Genomic DNA, 17133 nt, shown 5'->3' with positions numbered 1-17133 from the left:
GAAGCGGGCCCTTGCGCGTTTTGGCATATCCACTCGCGCTACGCCTTGGCGACGCTTTCGGCGGTCGGCTCGTAGACCTTCACCTCACGCTCCATCTCGGTGTACTCGCGGGCAAGATCCTTGGAAAGCTCGCTGTGCAGCACGCGAGCCGCCGCCGGCTCGCGCTGCTCCAAAGAAGTGAAGCGGTCCTGGTCGTCCAAGAACGCCTCCAGCTTGCCGTCGGGCTGGCGGTAGTCCACCGTAAGCGGGTTTTTGCCCTGGATGGCCAGAAGCGGGTTGAAGCGGAACAGCGGCCAGTAGCCGGCTTGCACGCCTGCCCGGGCCACGCGCAAGCTCGTTCCCATGCCGCCCTTGATGCCCCAGCTGATGCAGGGGCACAGCGCAATGACGATGGAGGGCCCGTCGTAGCGCTCCGCCTCGCGCAGGGCGCGGATGGTCTGCATCATGTCGGCACCGAGGCACACCTGGGCCACATAGACGTAGTCGTACTGCATCATCATGCGCCCGAGGTCCTTGCGCGGCGTGGGCTTGCCGTCCAAAGTGAAGCCGGACACGCTCCCCAGCTCAGTGGCCTTCGACATCTCGCCGCCGGTGTTGGAATAGCCCTCCGTATCCAGCACGAGCACGTTAATGTTCTCGCCCGAGGCGAGCACCTCGTCAAGACCGCCATAGCCGATATCGTAAGCCCAGCCGTCACCGCCCACGGCCCACACGCTCTTCTTCCCGAACATCTCGCCATAGTCGAGCATCTCATCGGCAAGCCGGCGCGCCTCGCTGTCGGCGGGAAGGCCCGCGCGCTCCTTCTCGAGCGCCCGCTGAGCAGCCTGCCCCACCTCGTAGGCCGCATCCGCATCGTCGCGGGAAGTCAGCCAATCATTCAAAAGCGCCGTCGTCTCTGCCGAGAAGACAGGGGCCATCCCTGCGCCAGCATCCTTTTCCACCGCAGAATCGTCCGGTACCGTGGGCGTTGCTCTGCGGCCATCGATCTGGGCCTGGGCGTCGGCACCGACGGGATTGGCGATGGGAGCATCATCGACCGGCTCCCCCACGGCGCGCTTTACCAGGTCGACCAAGTGCGCCCGGCGCACCTTCACGGCCTTGGCGATGCCGTAGCCGAATTCCCCGTTGTCCTCGAACAGCGAGTTGCCCCAAGCGGGCCCATGTCCGGCCGGGTTCACGGTATAGGGAATGGAGGGCATGTATGCGCCCCAGATTGACGAGCAGCCCGTGGCGTTCGCAATAATGAGGCGGTCGCCGAACAGCTGGGTGAGCAGCTTCACGTAGGGCGTCTCGCCGCAGCCGCCGCAGCAGCCGGAAAACTCCAGCAGGGGCTTTTGCAACTGGGTGCCGGCGATGCTCGTCGTGGGCACCTGGGTGTCCTTCAACGCGATATTCTTTTGGGCGAAGGCGAGGTTGGCCTTTTGGGTCTCAAGTTGGGTGGCGATGGGCTGCATGTGCAGCGCCTTGCCCGGCGCGGGACAGTTGTCCGCGCAGCTGCCGCAGCCGACGCAATCCTCCGGATACACCTGAATGCGGAAGCGCATGCCGGCAAGCTCCGGCAGGTGCGCCGGCTTGGCGGCGAAGGCGTCAGGCGCGCCTTCCAACTCCGCATCGGTGGCCACGTAGGGTCGGATGGCGGCATGGGAGCACACGAGCGAGCACTCGCAGCACTCGATGCACTTCGTCGCATCCCACTCGGGAATCTCCAGGGCCACGCAGCGCTTCTCGTACTCGGCCGAGCCCGGCGGCACGATGCCCGCCGGATCCAGTGCCGACACGGGCAGCTCGTCGCCGCGCAGCTCGTCCATGGGGCGGAAGACGTTTTCGATGAAGGAATCCTCCCCGGGCACCGAGCCCAAGCGCTGGGCCGGCGCCGCACCCTTGCCGGCGGCATAGTCCTCGGCACCCTCGCCCGCCGCGCGGGCGCGCTCCCAGCTGGCAGGGTAATCGATCTTCACAAGCGCGGCCGCCGCGCCATCGATGGCCGCCTGGTCGCAGGCCACCACATCGGCGCCTTTGGCAGCGTACACCGTGGCCACGTTCTCCTTCAAAAGCCGCGCGGCCTCATCGAAGTCCATCACATCGGCCAGTTTGAAGAACACCGTCTGCATAATCATGTTGATGCGCGGACCCAAGCTCTCCCGTGCCGCCAAAGCCGAGGCGTCTATCACGTAGAACGCCGCCTTTTTGCACGCAATGGCCCGGCGCAGCGGCGCGGGCAGGTTCTCGTCCAGCGCGCGCACGCTCGTCCAAGGCGCATTCAGCACAAAGGTGCCGCCCTCGCGCAACCGACCGAGCAAATCGTAGCCGCGCTTCACGTAGATATCCTTGTGGCAGGCCACATAGTCCGCCTTCGTGATGAGCCACGGCTCGTGCACAGGCGCATCTCCGAAGCGCATATAGGAGATGGTGAGGCCGCCGGATTTCTTCGAATCGAACCAGGAGTACTCCTGCACGAACTTGCCCGCGGCATCGCTCACGATACGCGCCGCCACTTTGTTGGCGCTCACCGTGCCATCGGACCCGAAGCCGTAGAACACCGCCTGGGTGAGACGTTGGTCCGTCGCCGGCTCGTAGGGCGCCACCTCCAGCGACAGATGGGTCACATCGTCGTTGATGCCCACGGTGAACGGGCATTTCGGCGACGAGGCCGCCATGTTCTTAAACACGGCCAACGCCTGGGCCGGGTCGAACTCTTTCGAGGAGAGACCATAGCGCCCGCCAATCACCCGCACCCCCGGACGGGCCGCGGACACTGCTGCCGCCACGTCCAAGAACAAAGGCTCGCCCAAGCTGCCGGGCTCCTTGGTGCGATCGAGCGCGCACACCACGCGCGCCGAGGCGGGCAACGCCGCCAGCAGGTGCTCGGCGGAAAACGGACGGTACAGCCGCACCTTCACCAAGCCCACCTTCTCGCCAGCCTCCACACGGTCGCGCACCACCGCCTCCACGGTCTCGCAACTGGAGGCCATGGTCACCACCACGCGCTCGGCATCTGGCGCGCCCACATAGTCAAACAGGTGGTACTGCCGTCCGCACACCTTCGCAAGCTTGTCCATGCACCCCAGCACTATGCCCGGCAACGCGTCGTAGGCGGCGTTGGGCGCCTCGCGGTTCTGGAAATAGATGTCGGGGTTTTGCGCCGTGCCGCGAATGGTGGGGTGCTCCGGATCCATAGCGCGATGGCGAAACGCGCTTATGGCCTTTCCGTTCACCAGCGGCATCATGGCCTCGGGGTCAATCGTCTCGATGGTCTGCACCTCGTCGGAGGTGCGGAAGCCGTCGAAGAAGTGCACGAAGGGCAGGCTGCCCTCGATGGCTGCGAGATGCGCCACCCAAGAGAGGTCCTGGCACTCCTGCACCGAGCACGACCCCAGCATGGCCACGCCCGTGGCGCGCACGGCCATAAGATCCTGGTGGTCGCCGAAAATAGACAGCGCGTGAGCCGCCAGCGACCGGCAGGTCACATGAAACACCCCCGGCAGCATCTCGCCGGAAATCTTGTACAGGTTCGGAATCATGAGCATGAGGCCCTGGCTGGCCGTCATGGTGGTGGCCAGCGCGCCGCCGGCAAGGCACCCGTGCAAGGCGCCAGCCACGCCCTTTTCGGACTGCATCTCCTTCACCACGAGCGTGTGCCCGAAGAAGTTCTTGCGATTCTCGCTCGCCCACTTCTCCACCGTCTCAGCCATATGCGAAGCCGGCGTGATGGGAAAGATCATCGCCGCGTCTGACAGCGCATAGGCCGCCTGCGCCGCTGCCTCCATGCCCGTCAGCGCCTTGCGTTTCGCAGCCATAAAAATCCCTCCTTGTTACAGCGAAGGCGGACTTAAAGCCCGCCTTCGCATTCCTGGCTTTCAGTACTCGATTACACGCCGAGCAAATGCTCGATCATCGGGGTGACGACGATCCAGAACGGCATGGTAGCGGCAAAGGCCAGGGTGGACACGGCCACCGTAGAGGCGCCGTCGCGCACGTAGATGCCGTAGCGGCTGGAAATGATGATGCCCGAGAACGCCGGCGGCAGAGCCACGGCCAGCACGAACATCGAAAGCACCTCGCCGTGCAGACCGGCCACCAGGCCAAGCGCCAGACCCACAGCCGGGGTCAGGAGGTTGCGGTAGATGGTGTTCCAGACGATCTCCTTGCCGATGGAGAACTTCACTGTGGAAAGCGCGATGCCCGCGGCGAAGACGGCCAGGCCGGAGTTGGCCTTAGCGATCAGGTCGAAACAGGGATACAGCTCAGGCGGGAACTTGATGCCCACCAGCACGATGGCCACCGCCAGAAGCGGCACCCACACAACAGGCTGCTTCAGCGAGCTGATAACGGCATCGAGGTTCGACTTCTTGGCCTGCTTGCCCGTGGCCGGCGCCGGCGCGGGCGCAGCACCCTTGACGGCCGCGGTCGCACCGGTGGCGGCGAGCTTGGTCTTGCCCTGGTTGCCCGCAGCGGACTCGTTCAAACCCTTGTTCACCAGATAAAAGCCGATGGGAATGGTGATGGCGTTCACGATGATGGCGACGATGGCCACAACGAGGCCCGTCTGCGTGCCGGTGCCGAACACCGGGTCAAGTACGGCGTAGCCCAAAAAGCCGATAGTCGGCGAGCCGGCGATCAGAGCGCAGACGCCCGCCTCCTGAATGTTGTGCTTGAACACCTTCCAGCACAGGAAGAAACTCACCATGAACATGCCGATAACCACGACCAGGCTGACGATGGTCAGGTTCAGGTCGCTGAACAGCATCTCGCGGGTCGCACCGGTGATGGAGACGAACAGCGCGGCCGGCAAGGCGATGTCCAGCACAACCTTGTTCAGACCCTGCATCTGATCATGGTCGAACTTGTGGAGCTTGCCTCCCAAGTAGCCGAGAATCATGATCACGAAGATTGGCAGGATGTCTGCGATGAGTATGTGACCGATATTGCCCATTTTCTGCCTTCTTTCAAAACACCGTCCCGCCTGAGCCGGGGGCAAGCCAAAGGGCGCTGGGTTTCAGGCGCCCTTTGGCCCGTTGCCCCTACAGGACGGCACGGAGATAGTTAGTCGACGAGCTTGCCGTTCTCGCGATGCTCGGCGAGGTCCTCCTGCTCGTTGCCCACGAGCGGACCGGTGACCGGCTGCGGATTCAAGTACGTGATGTGCCCCGACTCCTTGCCGGAGTGGATGGAAAGTTCCACGCAGACCATGGTCGGCTTGCCCGAGGCCACGCCCTCGGCCACGTACTTCTCCACCTCGGCCGGGGTGGTGGCGTAGTAGCCGGTGCCGCCGAAGGCCTCCATGAGCTTCTCGTAGTGCGCGCAGGCCGACAGCGTCAGCGGCGACGGATCGCCGTCATCGCCCAGGTTCTTGAAGTCGCCGCGGTAGATGCCTCCGTTGTTCAGCACCACCACGGTCACGGGCAGCTGGTAGCGGCAGATGGTCTCCACTTCCATGCCGTCGAAGCCGAAGGCCGAGTCGCCGTGGATGGAGATGACGGGCTTGCCTGTGGTCACGGCCGCGCCGATGGCGTAGGGCAGGCCCACGCCCATGACGCCCCAGGTGCCGCAGTCCAGGCGGTGGCGGGGCAGGTACATGTCGATGATGTCGCGGCAGTCGTCCAAGGCGTTGGCGCCCTCGTTGGCGATGTACACGTCCGGGTTCGCGTCGGTGACCTTCTTGATGGCGCCCAGCGCGTTGTAGTGGGTCATGGGCACCGTCGTCGCCGTCTCGGCGCCGCCGAAGCGGGCGTTGTTCTTGGCGGAATCGGCCTGGATGGACTCAAGCCACGCCGGGTCGGCCTTATAGGGCTTCTTGGCGAGATACTCGTTGAACATGCCGATGGTCGACTTCAGATCGCCCACGACTGGGGCCGCGATATAGCGGGAGTTGTCGATCTCGGTGGGGTCGATGTCAACCTGGATGAACTTCACGTTCTCGTTCCAAGCCCTGCCCTTGCCGAAGTTCAGCATCCAGTTCAAACGGGCGCCGAGCAGCACCACCACATCGGCGTTGCGCATGGTCATGCCGCGGGCAGACGCGGCGTTTTGCGGATGGTTGTCAGGCAGCAGGCCCTTGGCCATGGACATGGCCAGATAAGGCGCGCCGGTAGATTCGACGAACTGCTTCACTGCCTCATCGCACTGGGCGTAGGCGGCGCCCTTGCCAAGGTAGATCAGCGGCTTTTTCGCAGAGGCAAGCACTTCCATGGCCTGATCGACGACGCTCTGGGCCGGAATCTGGGCCGGAGCCGGGTCGTTCACCTCATAGAGCAACGCTTCAGCGGCATCCTTGGCAATCGTCTGGCCGAGCGTGTCGCCGGGCAGATCGATGTACACGCCGCCGGGACGTCCAGAGCAGGCCGCTCGAATGGCGCGGGCCACCACCAGCGGGATGTCCTCAACCTTATCGACGCGATAGGCGGCCTTGGCGAAGGGCTTGGCGTAGTTCAGCTGATCTGTGCCCTCGTAGTCGCCCTCGCCCATATCGATGAGCTCGCGGGAAGACGAGCCGGACATCATGATGACGGGCCAGCCGTTCTCGGTCGCTTCCTTCAACGGCACGATGCCGTTCAGAAAGCCCGGGGCGGAAACGGTCAGATACAAGCCCGGCTTGCCGGTGATGAAGCCCTCGGCCGCAGCGGCGTTGCCGGCGTCGGACTCGTGGCGAAGGCCGATGTAGCGCATGCCCTTGGCCTGGGCGATGCGGGCCACATCGGTCACCGGAATGCCGATGACGCCGTACATCCTCTCGAAGTGGTTTTTCAGCAGCGCGTCCGCCAGAACATGAAAACCGTCGGTGAGGTCGGTCTGTGCGGCGGGAGCTGCTTGGGTAGTGGTAGCCATAGGTGCCTCCTGTGGTCGAGTCGTGCTCTTCTTCGGGGCACCTCCCGCCCTGCGGCGGCTCGCCTCACCGCTCTGCCGAAGCGGCCCTTGCGGCGAAACGACCGCATGCAAACCCAGCGGGGGGAAATGCCTCGCTTTGAAATATAGTTGTCGCAGCTGGCCCTCTTCGCCCGTCGCGAGACCATGTTGGCGCCAGGTTACCGAACTGCATTGGAAAGGCAATCTGCCTCATCAGCCACGCAATGCGCGCGAGGACTATAATCGACATGAGCCAATGAGGCGCATGAAATATAAGAGGAGTGAGGAAGATGGCCTCCCGAAACAAACGCGAGCGCGCAATTGTCAAAGCGAGCTTCGTCGGCATCGCGGGCAACATGCTGCTTGTGGTCTTCAAGCTCATCGTCGGCTTTATGTCGAACTCCATCGCCATTATCTTAGACGCGGTGAACAACGCCACCGACGCGCTGTCCTCTATCGTCACCATCGTGGGCACCAAGCTCGCCGACATGCGCCCGAACCGCCGCCACCCCTTCGGCTACGGCCGCATCGAGTACCTCACCTCTGTCATTATCGCCATCATCATCTTGGTGGCCGGCGCCCTTTCCCTACGCGAGTCCATCGACAAAATTGCGCACCCGGCCGTCACGAACTACACCGCCCTTACCATCACCGTGATCGTAGTAGCCATCGTTGCGAAGGTGCTCATCGGCATCTACTTCAAGCGCGCCGGCGATAAGACCAACTCAAAGGCGCTCATCGCCTCGGGCATCGATTCCAACTACGATGCGGTGCTCTCGGCGGGCACCCTGGTGGTGGCCATCGCCCAGCTCGCCTGGGGCGTCAACATCGACGGCATCGTGGGCCTCATCATCTCGCTCGTGGTGGTGAAGGCGGGTCTTGAAGTGCTCACCGACGCGCTCGGCCCCATCATCGGCGCCCGCGAGGACGACCAGTTCGGCCAGGAGATCTTGGACTACGTGAACTCCTATCCCGACGTGCGCGGCACCTATGATTTGCTGCTCGACAACTTCGGACCCAACGAGATTATCGGCAGCGTGCACATCGAAGTGCCCGACAACATGACAGCCCGCCAGATTCACGAGCTCACGCGCAAAATCTCTAAGGGTCTGAGCGAGAAGTTCAACGTGCTGGCCACCGTGGGCATCTACGCCGACAACACGACCGGCGAGTTCGCGCCCATGCGCGCCTATTTGCAGCACCTGGTGAAAGGCGAGCCGAAAATCCTGCAGACCCACGGCTTCTACGTGGACGCGGAGACCAAGGAGGCCTTCTTCGATCTGGTCATCGATTTCAAGGCCGACGCCGAGACCATCCGCAACAAGATCGTCGACGCCATGAAAGAGAAGTACCCCGACTTCGACTACAGCGTCATCGTGGATGTGGACTACGAGGGGTAGCGCCTTTCCGAATTCCCCACAAACAGCAAACGTCCCGCCGGCATTGGGGAAGGCCCGGCGGGACGTTGTGCGTAACAGGCGGCGGGGAGGGGAACCGCCGTTAAGAGGAATATGCGAGGCTAGAGCGTGGGGAAGTACTCCTGCACGGCATGCTCGGCAGCCCAGTAGCCCGAGACGCGGGCCCATAGCTGCGTGGAGCCGGGCGCGCAGGACACGTCGTAGTAGGGACCGAACAAGCCACCGGCATCGGAGCCGCCAGCGTACAGACCGGGAATGGGCTTGAAATCCTTGCGGATGACGCGAGCGTACTCGTCCACCTTCAGACCGCCCACGGTACCGTAGAAGGCCAGCAGGCAACGGAAGCCGTAGAACGGCGGCGTATCCATCTTGCGAAGGTTCTCCTTGGCCTTAAGGAAGTCGTGGTCGTAACCCTCGTCGCAGTAGCCGTTGTACTTGTCCATCTCGGCTTTGAGCGCCGCCGGATCCATACCGAGCATCTCGGCGAGCTCCTCGAGGGTGTCGGCCTTGAACACACGGGGGTTCTCGCGCGTGAGGGCCTTGTCGATCTCCTCCTGGAACCCGGGCACCGGCTCGCCGGGCTCGTAGTAGTTGGCACGGCGCGTGGTCACGCCCTCGGTCATGATCTTCTCAACGAAGGCCTGGTCGATAATGGCGAACACGTGCTGCTGCTGGGAGCCGATGTTGCCGGAAAGCGTCCAGTCCTTGATGACGCTCTCGTCGCAGAAGCGGCGGCCATCCTGGTTGAGGAACACCTCGTCGGCTTGGTTCACGCCGCACACCGTCAGCGCGCCCTTGTTGTAGTGGCCGGGCAGAATCCAGCTGCAGTAGTTCACGGCCTCGGGGTGGTGCAGCAGCGCGTCGTGCTCCAGGCCCATGGTGATGCCATCGCCACGCTGAGTACCCATGGAGCCGCGGGGAATGACGCACTCGTAAGGGACGTTCGTGTAATGCTCGAACATCTCCTTGTTGGCCGCGAAGCCGCCCGTACACAAATCCACCGCCCTGGCGTTCACCTGAATCACCTCGCCGGTGCGCGTCTTGCACAGAACGCCGGTTACCGCGCCCTCATCATTGGTGAGAAGCTGGTAGGCGCGGGCGTCGAAGAGGAACTGCACACCCTGGTCCTGGGCGAGCTGGTACATCTTCATGATGGCGTACAGGCCACCGGACATGCCATCCTCGCCGTGATCGTACTTGCCCTTCGCGTTGTAGGTAATACCCTGGAAGTCGGTCGTCCAGGCACGCACCTTCTCGCCGTCATTGGCATAGCGACGCGTGACGATGGTGCTGGAGGCATAGCGGTGGTAGCTGGCCAGGCCGTCGTAATAATGGTCGGCTGCTCCCACGTTCTCCAGAGCATTGTCGGTACCCATGGCCACGTTGCCGATGTTTTCCACGTAGCGGGAATTGCCGCCCACGCCGTTTTCGGTGTTCACGTCCACCAAGATGACCTTGGCGCCCAACTCGGCGGCGCGGTTAGCGGCGCACAAACCCGCCGTGCCCGAACCGCACACCACAAAGTCGCAATCATACGTCTCGGAAACCGTCGCAGAAGCCTCGGTCTCGTCCGCATGGGCAATTTCAGGGGCAAGGCCCAGGGCGCTGGCAGCCAGCGCGGCGGCGCCCAGGGTGGTGGAGCCGAGCAGGAAGCTGCGGCGCGAGAGTTCTTGAGTCATGATAAGTCCCTTCTTCCTACAAGCCTATTCGAAGCCGTCCCAGCCCTCGGGCAGGTCCATGTAGTGGCACTGGACGCAGTTCAGCGTCGGCTGGCCGTGCATGGAATGGCACTGGCCGCAGTCAACATCGCCGCGATGGTTGTCGTGCACGTTGTAGAGGCCCTCAGGGTTGTAGACCGTCTTGTCGCCGTCGAGAATGGTGCTGTCCACGATCTTCTCCCAGCTGTGGCACCCGTCGTTCAGGCAGAACTCACGGGTGGCGAGGGTGTCCTCGGACGGACCGACCAGCTCGTCGAAGGTGCCCACCATGGAGGCAATCTCCTCGTCATGACAGCTCTCGCAGGTGTTGCCCAGCTTCTTGTGCATGGTGATGAGCGTCGCCGGGTCCTCGGCCTCGTAGCTCGCCACATAGGGGTCGTCCGGGTTGGCCGCCACCACGGCGTCCCAATCGCTGCCGCCGGTCTCAGCGAGGTCGCTTGCACCGCTCGGGCTGCATGCCGCCACCGCGCCCAGGGCCACCGCTAGAGCGAACGTCGCGAGCATCAGCGTTACCTTTTTCGCTTTCATGCTTCCCTTCCTTCCTTTCATCCTTTCGGCCTTCCCGCTTCGCGCCGTCCGCTCCCAGCGAGTGAGGCTGCCAAGCGCGAACGCTCACGGAAAAGCTCAACGAAGCGGTTCGATTGTGGCAAAGGAGCCGTGGGAAAGCACCTCGCCTTTCATGGGGAATTGGCCCACCACCCCTGCCCGCGCCTCCCCATAAAACAGGGTGAAATTGAAGGATTGCCCGCTCATTGCGGGTTTTGCAATTTGGATGCTCCGCAAGTTTTCAAAAAGCTCAGGCGGGAAGCCGATATAATTGTCAGCGCGGAATCGCGAGTCCGCAGGAGGGTTTTCAACAGCGCAAGCAAGGGGAAGGCGTTGCACAAGCTTCAGACAAATACGTTTATCGTGGCCGTCATCGGACTCACCTTCAGCTGGGTGTTCTTTCCGCCTGTGATGATGGCGGGGTTCTTCCCCGAGGCGCGCGCCTATTCCCATGGCAACGAGACCATTCTGGGCTTCACCCTGGCGCTCTTCGTCGTAGCCGTTATCGCCCGCGTCCCCGTGGCGCGGTTCTTCGCCGAGCACCGCGCCGGGGCACTTGCCTGCGTGCTGGCAGGGCTTGCGGGCTATGCCACGTTGCTGGCGGCCCTGGCTACCGATTACTATTCCCTGCCGCTAGCTCTTGCGGCGACCTTCATTCTGTCTTTCAGCTACGTGGCCCTCATGCTGTGCTGGATGACGCTGCTCGCCCGCATCGATGCGCGCCAGACCACGCTGCTGCTTTTCGGGTCGGCTCTCGGTTACGCCGCCCTCACTATGGGCAACTTCCTGCCCGAGGAAGGCCGCATGGCGCTTTGCGGCCTATCGGCCGCCCTTTCGGGCCTGTGCTGGTTTTTCGTGAAAGTCCCTTCGGGGGCGGCGCCAACCTACAGCCACGATTTCGCCGTCCTGCGTCATGCGCCCTTCATTATGCTGACGCTTTTGGCCGTGCTGCTCATTGGCGGCCGCATCGTTACGGGACTCTACTTCAATCTGGGCCGGGATGTCCCCTTCCTCGAGCTGCTCGTCCGCTGCGCCTCCATCGCCTGCGTCATGGGCTACTGCATCTTTTCGGCCCGGCGCGGCGCCTCGCTGGAGCAGGGCTATCGCAATACTTGGGTGCCCGCTGCGGGCCTGTTCCTTTTGGGCGCCATGATTCTCATCGGCATGCGGGGCCAGGCCTTCTACGCAGGACTCGGCATGACCCATGGCGCGCTTAACTGCTTCGAGGTCCTCGCCTACCTCATCATGTTCCAGTTCGTGAAGAACGACCGCGTCTCCCCTATCATGGTCGTATCCATCGGCATGATCGTGTTCAAAGTGCTGCCCATCGCCCTGCAGCGTCTCGTATTTCCCCAAGTTATCGTGACGCAGGGCCTTACCGAAGTCGATATCGTGCCCGTGGTCATCCTCATGTCCATGGTGGTGCTCGTCAGCGTGCTCGCCTTCGCCAACCACCGCCTGACCGCCGCTGAGCTGCACGCTCTTTCCCAGATTGAAGATAGCGACGCCGACGATGCTGCACCTGAAAAAGCGTCCCAGTCCAGCTTCGAAGAGGCCTGCGCCCTGGTGTCCAACGAGTCGGAGCTTTCGGAGCGCGAGGCCGAAATCATGGCCCTCATCGCCCGGGGCAACAGCCAAAAGCACATTTCAGAGACGCTATACCTGGCCCTGGGCACGGTGCAGTGGTACGCCAAATCAATCTACCGCAAGCTGGGCGTCCATTCCAAGCAAGAGCTTATCAACCTCGTGAACGAGCGCATGGCGGCCATTTCCTAAAACCGTCCAAAACGGCGGGCTGCCCCTGCTCCACCTTAGCAGCCGTCACTTTCCAGGTTCAGCGCTTCGAACCCCCCCCCCCCGGAGTTTTGCATAGCTCCGCAAGGTTCATCGCAGATGAGATGCTCGATGCCCACGCCAAGGCAATCGGCGATCTTAGCGAGGGTGCGCAGGGTCAGGTTCTTCTTCCCTGCCTCAATCTCGCTCATATAGGATTTCGTCATGTGGGTCATAAGGGCGAGCTGCGACTGGGAAATGCCCTGCTTCGTCCTTACATCGCGGATTCTCCGCCCCACGGTTTTCTGTATGTTCTTCCCCATGGCGGCTAGACTACCGTGACCGTGCCAGGCCCCGTTTTCTTATATATGAACCCAAAGCTGAAAGGTTGCAAAAATACAGAAGACGCTGGGACTTTTTTAAAAATCCCAGCGTCTTCCCATTGACTCACATTGCGCTTGTGGGCCGCGCGCGACTCAGCGTCTGCTCAGCGTGCTCGGCGTTACTTGGAGGCCTTCTTCATCTGCTGATACTCCTCGTAGGTGATGACCTTCACCGCCGGGTTCGACGGCTGCTCGGGCGCCTGCAGAACGCCGCTTTGGGTGAACTGCTGCACCTCGTCGGCGGTATAGCCCAAGCTCTCCAGAATCTCGGCGTTGTTCTCGCCCAAGTCGGGAGCGCGCTTGTAATCCGGCTTGAAGTTCGACATGGTGAAGGGAAGCCCGATGGTCTTGAACTTGCCGCGGGCGCCGCCCTGGTCGATTTCGGGAATGGTGCCGTCGGCCAGAAGATCGGGGTCGTTCTCAATCTCGTACCAGTCGAGCACCGGGCCCACGGGAATGCCGGCCGCGCCCAGCTTGTCGGTCAGCTCGTACTTGTCGTACTGCTTGGTGTACTCCTCGATGAGGGGGTATAGCTCGTCCTTGTGCAGCTGGCGATTGTTCCACGGCGTGAACCTCGGGTCGTCGGCCAGCTCGGGCTTGCCGATGGCCTCGCACAGGCCCTTGAAGGCCTTCTCGGAGTTCTGCACCACGATGTACACGTAGGCGTTGGGGTCGGTCTCCCAGCCCTTGGCCTTGTAGCACCAGCCGATGACCTGGCCGCCCTCGGTGTTCTCGGCGCGCGGGATGGCGCGGCCCCAGTTCCAGTCGGGGTATACCTCATAGTGCGGCAGCGCTCCCATGTTGTCCAGCATAATCTGGTCGCGCAGCTTGATGCGACACAGGTTCAGCACGGCGTTCTGCATGGACTGGTACACGTAGCAGCCGACGCCTGTGTGCTCGCGCTGCAGCAGCGCGGACAGAATGCCGATGGTCAGATGCATGCCGGTGTTGGAATCGCCCAAGGCGGCGGCCGACTGGGTGGGCACGTTGAAGGAGCCCTCGTTCCAGCCGGTGGTGGAGGCAGCGCCGCCGGCCGACTGGGCTACCGGCTCGAAGGCCTTCACGTGGGAAAAACGGCTCTTCTGACCGAAGCCCTTGAGCGACGCCATGACGCAGCGCGGGTTGATGGCGTGCACCTGCTCCCAACCAAAGCCCATTTTCTCCACATCGCCGGGGCCGATGTTCTCAACGAAGACGTCGGCCTCCTTCAGAAGCTTCGTCAGAACTTCCTTGCCCTCGGGAGTCTTCACATTCAGGGTAAGGGATTTCTTGTTCGCGTTCAGCTGGAGGTAGTAGACGCTCCAGGAATCGGCGATATCGAGCAGCTCGGTACGGGTCGGGTCGCCGCCGGGACGCTCAATCTTGATGACCTCGGCGCCCATCCAGGCAAGCAGCTGCGTGCAGGACGGACCGGACTGAACCTCCGTCCAGTCGATGACCTTCATACCCGCCAGAGGGGCAGTGGAATTGTTTGCAGTAGTCACGGGAACACCTCGTTTCTCAAAGGATTAGAATGTGCTACAAAGCCATTCTAGGGAGGGCCGTATCACGGTTCGATGACCCTTAGGGTTTGTCAACGTAAGGTTGGGCTGCCGTCGCTTGAGGGCAACCTGCGGAAAGGAGCGCCTGTGGCCAGCGAAAGCCAGAAGCTGAAGCTGCTCTACCTGATGAAGATGCTTTACGAGCGCACCGACGAGGAGCACGGTCTCACCTGCCCGCAGATTATCGAGGGGCTGGCCGAGCTCGGCATCGAGGCCGAGCGCAAATCGGTGTACCGCGACCTGGACGCCCTGCGCGATTTCGGGTTCGTCATCGTGAAATTGCCCACGCGCCCGGTAAGCTACGCCCTGGCGAATCGCACGTTTTCCGCTGCCGAGCTGATGCTGCTCATCGACGCCGTGCAGTCCTCGCGCTTTCTCACCCAGCGCATGGCCAACCGGCTGTCGACGGGCCTCTCGTCGCTGGGATCGATGCACCAAGCCGCCGCACTTTCGAAGAACGTGCACGTGGAGGGCCGCATCAAGATGCAGAACGAGTCGGTGTTCCACCATGTGGACACGCTGCACGAGGCCATTCGTCGCCGGCGCAAGGTGGCCTTCCGCTACGTGAAGCACAACGTAGACAAGCGCCCCACGCCCCAGCACGACGGCCGCACCTATCGCGAGACGCCGGTACACCTTATTTACTCGGAGGGCTGCTACTACCTCATCGCCTACAACGAGAAGCACGACTCGTTTCCCAGCTACCGCGTCGACCGCATGCAGGGCTTGCGCATCACCGACGAGCCGGCGGCCCGCAACAAGCGCGTGGCCACTTTCGACGCCAATGCCTACAGTGCCCGCACCTTCTCGATGTTCGGCGGCGAGGCGACCCCCGTCACGCTGCTGGTAAACGAGTCGGTCATGAGCGCCATCATCGACCGCTTCGGCAAGGACGTGGAAAGCACTGCGCTAGACGCGACCTGGGCCCGCGTGCACGCCACGGTCGCCGCCAGCCCCATCTTCTTCGGCTGGCTCGCCCAATTCGGCACCGCCGTCCGCCTCGAGGCGCCGACGTCCCTCGCCCAGAAGTACGCCAGCTACTTGCGAGAAATCGCCGACAGCTACTAGAGCCGCGCGGTCATCTCGCCGCTTTCTGCAGCCATCCGAAGAGCGGGGGTTTCCGCTTCGTTACAAATTCGAAGACTTGCCGACAGCTTCGCAGGTGGCAGCCGGCGTCCGTGGTAGCATGGACGGAAAAGGTTTTCTCACCAACGAACAGAAAGCACCTTATGACAACGCCGGCGCTCCCCATACCCCCTGCCCTCGCCCAACTCGATATACGGGACGTTCTTGGGCATATGCCCGGAGGTTTTTTCGTCTACCACGCCGAGGGCGACGAGTCGCTGGTCTATGCGAACGAAGCCTGCCTGCGCATCTTCGGCTGCGACACCGCCGAAGAGTTCGAAGAACTTACGGGCAACACCTTCCCCGGCATGGTGCATCCCGAAGACATCGATGCGGTGGAGCATTCCATCAGCCGTCAGATCCAGACCGACGAGTACTTCATGGATTACGTGGAATACCGCATCATCCGTCGCGACGGGTCGGTGCGCTGGATTGAAGACTACGGCCATTACGTGTCGCTGGATGCCGGCGGCTTCTTCTACGTGTTCATCAACGATGCCACCGATAAGCTGCGCGAGCGCACCGACGAGCTGGAACGGGTCAACGCCGAGCTGCGCGAGGCCTACGCCCGCGAGATCGAGCACCGCACCATGCTGCGCAACGCGCTGTCCCAGGCCGAGGCGGCCAATGTCGCGAAGAACACCTTCCTCTCGAATATGAGCCACGATATTCGCACGCCGCTGAACGCGGTGGTGGGCTACGCGTCGCTCATCTCGGCCCACGGGGACGAAACCGACCGCGTGCGCGCCTACAGCGACAAGGTTCTGGCCGCTTCCGAGCAGCTGCTCGATGTGGTGAACGAGACGCTGGAAATCAGCCGCATGGAATCGGGCCATGTGCAGCTGGCCGAATCGGAGTGCTCGCTTTCCGAGCTCATCATGCAGGTGCGCATGGATTTGGTCGATTTGGCCGACCGCGAAGACGTCACGCTGGAATGCGTCATCGAGCCTTTGGAGCACGACCGGGTGCTGGTAGACGCCGTGCGTCTGTCCCATGTGCTCATGCAGCTGGTAGACAACGGCATCAAGTACTCTCCGGCGGGCAGCACCGTGCGCCTTACGCTGGCCGAGCGCCTCGATGCGCCTCAGGGCCTTGCCAGCTTCCGCTTCATCGTGGCCGACGAGGGCATTGGTATGGAGCGTTCCTTCATGGACCGCATGTTCATGCCTTTCGAGCGCGAGAGCAACACCACGGCCTCCGGCGTGCAGGGCACAGGACTTGTCCTCACCATTGTGCGCAATGTGCTCGACCTCATGGAGGGCGAGCTTTCAGTGGAGAGCACCCCGGGCGAGGGCTCTACCTTCACCGTGGATATCACGTTCCGCCAGGCTCCCGCCGACATCGCCGCCGAAGCGCCCCGCCCCGGGCGCGGGCGAGGGCCGGTGCACAACATTTTGCTCGTGGAAGACAACGAGCTCAACCGCGAGATTGCCTGCTGCCTGCTTGATGACGCGGGCTATGAGGTGGACACTGCGGAAAACGGCGAGGTAGCGCTAGCCATGATCGAGCGCGTCGATCCGCGAACGTACGATTTGGTGCTCATGGATATCCAGATGCCGGTCATGGACGGCTATGCCGCCACCCGCGCCATCCGCGAGCTGGAAGACCCGACGCGCGCCACGCTGCCCATCATCGCCGTGAGCGCCAACGCTTTCTCCGAAGATCGCAAGCGCTCTCTGGAAAGCGGCATGGACGCCCATCTTCCCAAGCCCCTCGACATCCACCGCCTCCAATCGCTCATCGATACCGTCGTGCGATAACGGCCCCGCGCCGACTATCCGCAGCA

The 17133-nt window shown here is 62.7% G+C and carries 11 protein-coding genes; 4 read left to right on the top strand and 7 right to left on the bottom strand.

The window, feature by feature from the left end; all coding sequences use genetic code 11:
* Positions 1-38: 38 nt before the first annotated feature.
* The 3 genes from nifJ to oxc all read right to left on the bottom strand — a co-directional run bounded on the left by nifJ (position 39) and on the right by oxc (position 6825).
* On the bottom strand, positions 39-3797 hold the full coding sequence (gene nifJ / locus VJ923_RS06490; RefSeq protein WP_326439755.1) for a pyruvate:ferredoxin (flavodoxin) oxidoreductase: 3759 nt from the start codon (positions 3795-3797) through the stop codon (positions 39-41).
* Positions 3798-3868: 71 nt separating this feature from the next.
* On the bottom strand, positions 3869-4933 hold the full coding sequence (locus VJ923_RS06485; RefSeq protein WP_326439753.1) for an AEC family transporter: 1065 nt from the start codon (positions 4931-4933) through the stop codon (positions 3869-3871).
* 110 nt (positions 4934-5043) lie between these two features.
* Positions 5044-6825: an oxalyl-CoA decarboxylase gene (oxc, locus tag VJ923_RS06480; RefSeq protein WP_326439751.1), complete on the bottom strand. Its 1782-nt coding sequence runs from the start codon at positions 6823-6825 to the stop codon at positions 5044-5046.
* A gap of 308 nt (positions 6826-7133) precedes the next feature.
* Between oxc and VJ923_RS06475 the strand changes: the two genes are divergently transcribed.
* Positions 7134-8243: a cation diffusion facilitator family transporter gene (locus VJ923_RS06475; RefSeq protein WP_326439749.1), complete on the top strand. Its 1110-nt coding sequence runs from the start codon at positions 7134-7136 to the stop codon at positions 8241-8243.
* 119 nt (positions 8244-8362) lie between these two features.
* On the opposite strand, the gene VJ923_RS06470 is transcribed toward VJ923_RS06475, so the two are convergent.
* Together VJ923_RS06470 and VJ923_RS06465 are read right to left on the bottom strand one after the other, a co-directional pair.
* Positions 8363-9940, bottom strand: coding sequence for an FAD-dependent oxidoreductase (locus VJ923_RS06470; protein WP_326439747.1), 1578 nt, complete (start codon positions 9938-9940; stop codon positions 8363-8365).
* A 24-nt stretch (positions 9941-9964) separates the two neighbouring features.
* A complete protein-coding gene (locus VJ923_RS06465) occupies positions 9965-10507 on the bottom strand; it encodes a cytochrome c3 family protein (protein WP_326439746.1) in 543 nt (180 codons plus the stop codon).
* Positions 10508-10858: 351 nt separating this feature from the next.
* Between VJ923_RS06465 and VJ923_RS06460 the strand changes: the two genes are divergently transcribed.
* Positions 10859-12301: a helix-turn-helix transcriptional regulator gene (locus VJ923_RS06460; RefSeq protein WP_326439744.1), complete on the top strand. Its 1443-nt coding sequence runs from the start codon at positions 10859-10861 to the stop codon at positions 12299-12301.
* 35 nt (positions 12302-12336) lie between these two features.
* On the opposite strand, the gene VJ923_RS06455 is transcribed toward VJ923_RS06460, so the two are convergent.
* Both VJ923_RS06455 and frc read right to left on the bottom strand, forming a co-directional pair.
* Entirely contained in the window at positions 12337-12621 is a 285-nt protein-coding gene (locus tag VJ923_RS06455) for a helix-turn-helix domain-containing protein (protein ID WP_326439742.1), read from the bottom strand.
* Positions 12622-12800: 179 nt separating this feature from the next.
* Complete coding sequence (frc, locus tag VJ923_RS06450; protein ID WP_326439740.1) at positions 12801-14165, bottom strand: formyl-CoA transferase; 1365 nt, start codon at positions 14163-14165, stop codon at positions 12801-12803.
* Positions 14166-14309: 144 nt separating this feature from the next.
* On the opposite strand from frc, the gene VJ923_RS06445 reads away from it, so the two are divergent.
* Entirely contained in the window at positions 14310-15290 is a 981-nt protein-coding gene (locus VJ923_RS06445) for a helix-turn-helix transcriptional regulator (protein WP_326439738.1), read from the top strand.
* 161 nt (positions 15291-15451) lie between these two features.
* Positions 15452-17107, top strand: a complete 1656-nt coding sequence (locus VJ923_RS06440; RefSeq protein ID WP_326439736.1) for a PAS domain-containing hybrid sensor histidine kinase/response regulator — start codon at positions 15452-15454, stop codon at positions 17105-17107.
* Positions 17108-17133 lie beyond the last annotated feature (26 nt).

The sequence above is a fragment of the Adlercreutzia shanghongiae genome (assembly GCF_035830635.1).
Lineage (GTDB): Bacteria > Actinomycetota > Coriobacteriia > Coriobacteriales > Eggerthellaceae > Adlercreutzia > Adlercreutzia shanghongiae.
The sequence above is the reverse complement of the archived record's forward strand: the minus strand, read 5'-3'. Positions and strand labels throughout refer to the sequence as shown.

What these genes read in the sequence shown, in the direction of transcription:
- VJ923_RS06465 (WP_326439746.1), bottom strand. Translation starts at nt 10,507, where the DNA reads ATGAAAGCGAAAAAGGTAACGCTGATGCTCGCGACGTTCGCTCTAGCG.
- VJ923_RS06475 (WP_326439749.1), top strand. Translation starts at nt 7,134, where the DNA reads ATGGCCTCCCGAAACAAACGCGAGCGCGCAATTGTCAAAGCGAGCTTC.
- VJ923_RS06485 (WP_326439753.1), bottom strand. Translation starts at nt 4,933, where the DNA reads ATGGGCAATATCGGTCACATACTCATCGCAGACATCCTGCCAATCTTC.
- VJ923_RS06470 (WP_326439747.1), bottom strand. Translation starts at nt 9,940, where the DNA reads ATGACTCAAGAACTCTCGCGCCGCAGCTTCCTGCTCGGCTCCACCACC.
- VJ923_RS06440 (WP_326439736.1), top strand. Translation starts at nt 15,452, where the DNA reads ATGACAACGCCGGCGCTCCCCATACCCCCTGCCCTCGCCCAACTCGAT.
- VJ923_RS06455 (WP_326439742.1), bottom strand. Translation starts at nt 12,621, where the DNA reads ATGGGGAAGAACATACAGAAAACCGTGGGGCGGAGAATCCGCGATGTA.
- oxc (WP_326439751.1), bottom strand. Translation starts at nt 6,825, where the DNA reads ATGGCTACCACTACCCAAGCAGCTCCCGCCGCACAGACCGACCTCACC.
- nifJ (WP_326439755.1), bottom strand. Translation starts at nt 3,797, where the DNA reads ATGGCTGCGAAACGCAAGGCGCTGACGGGCATGGAGGCAGCGGCGCAG.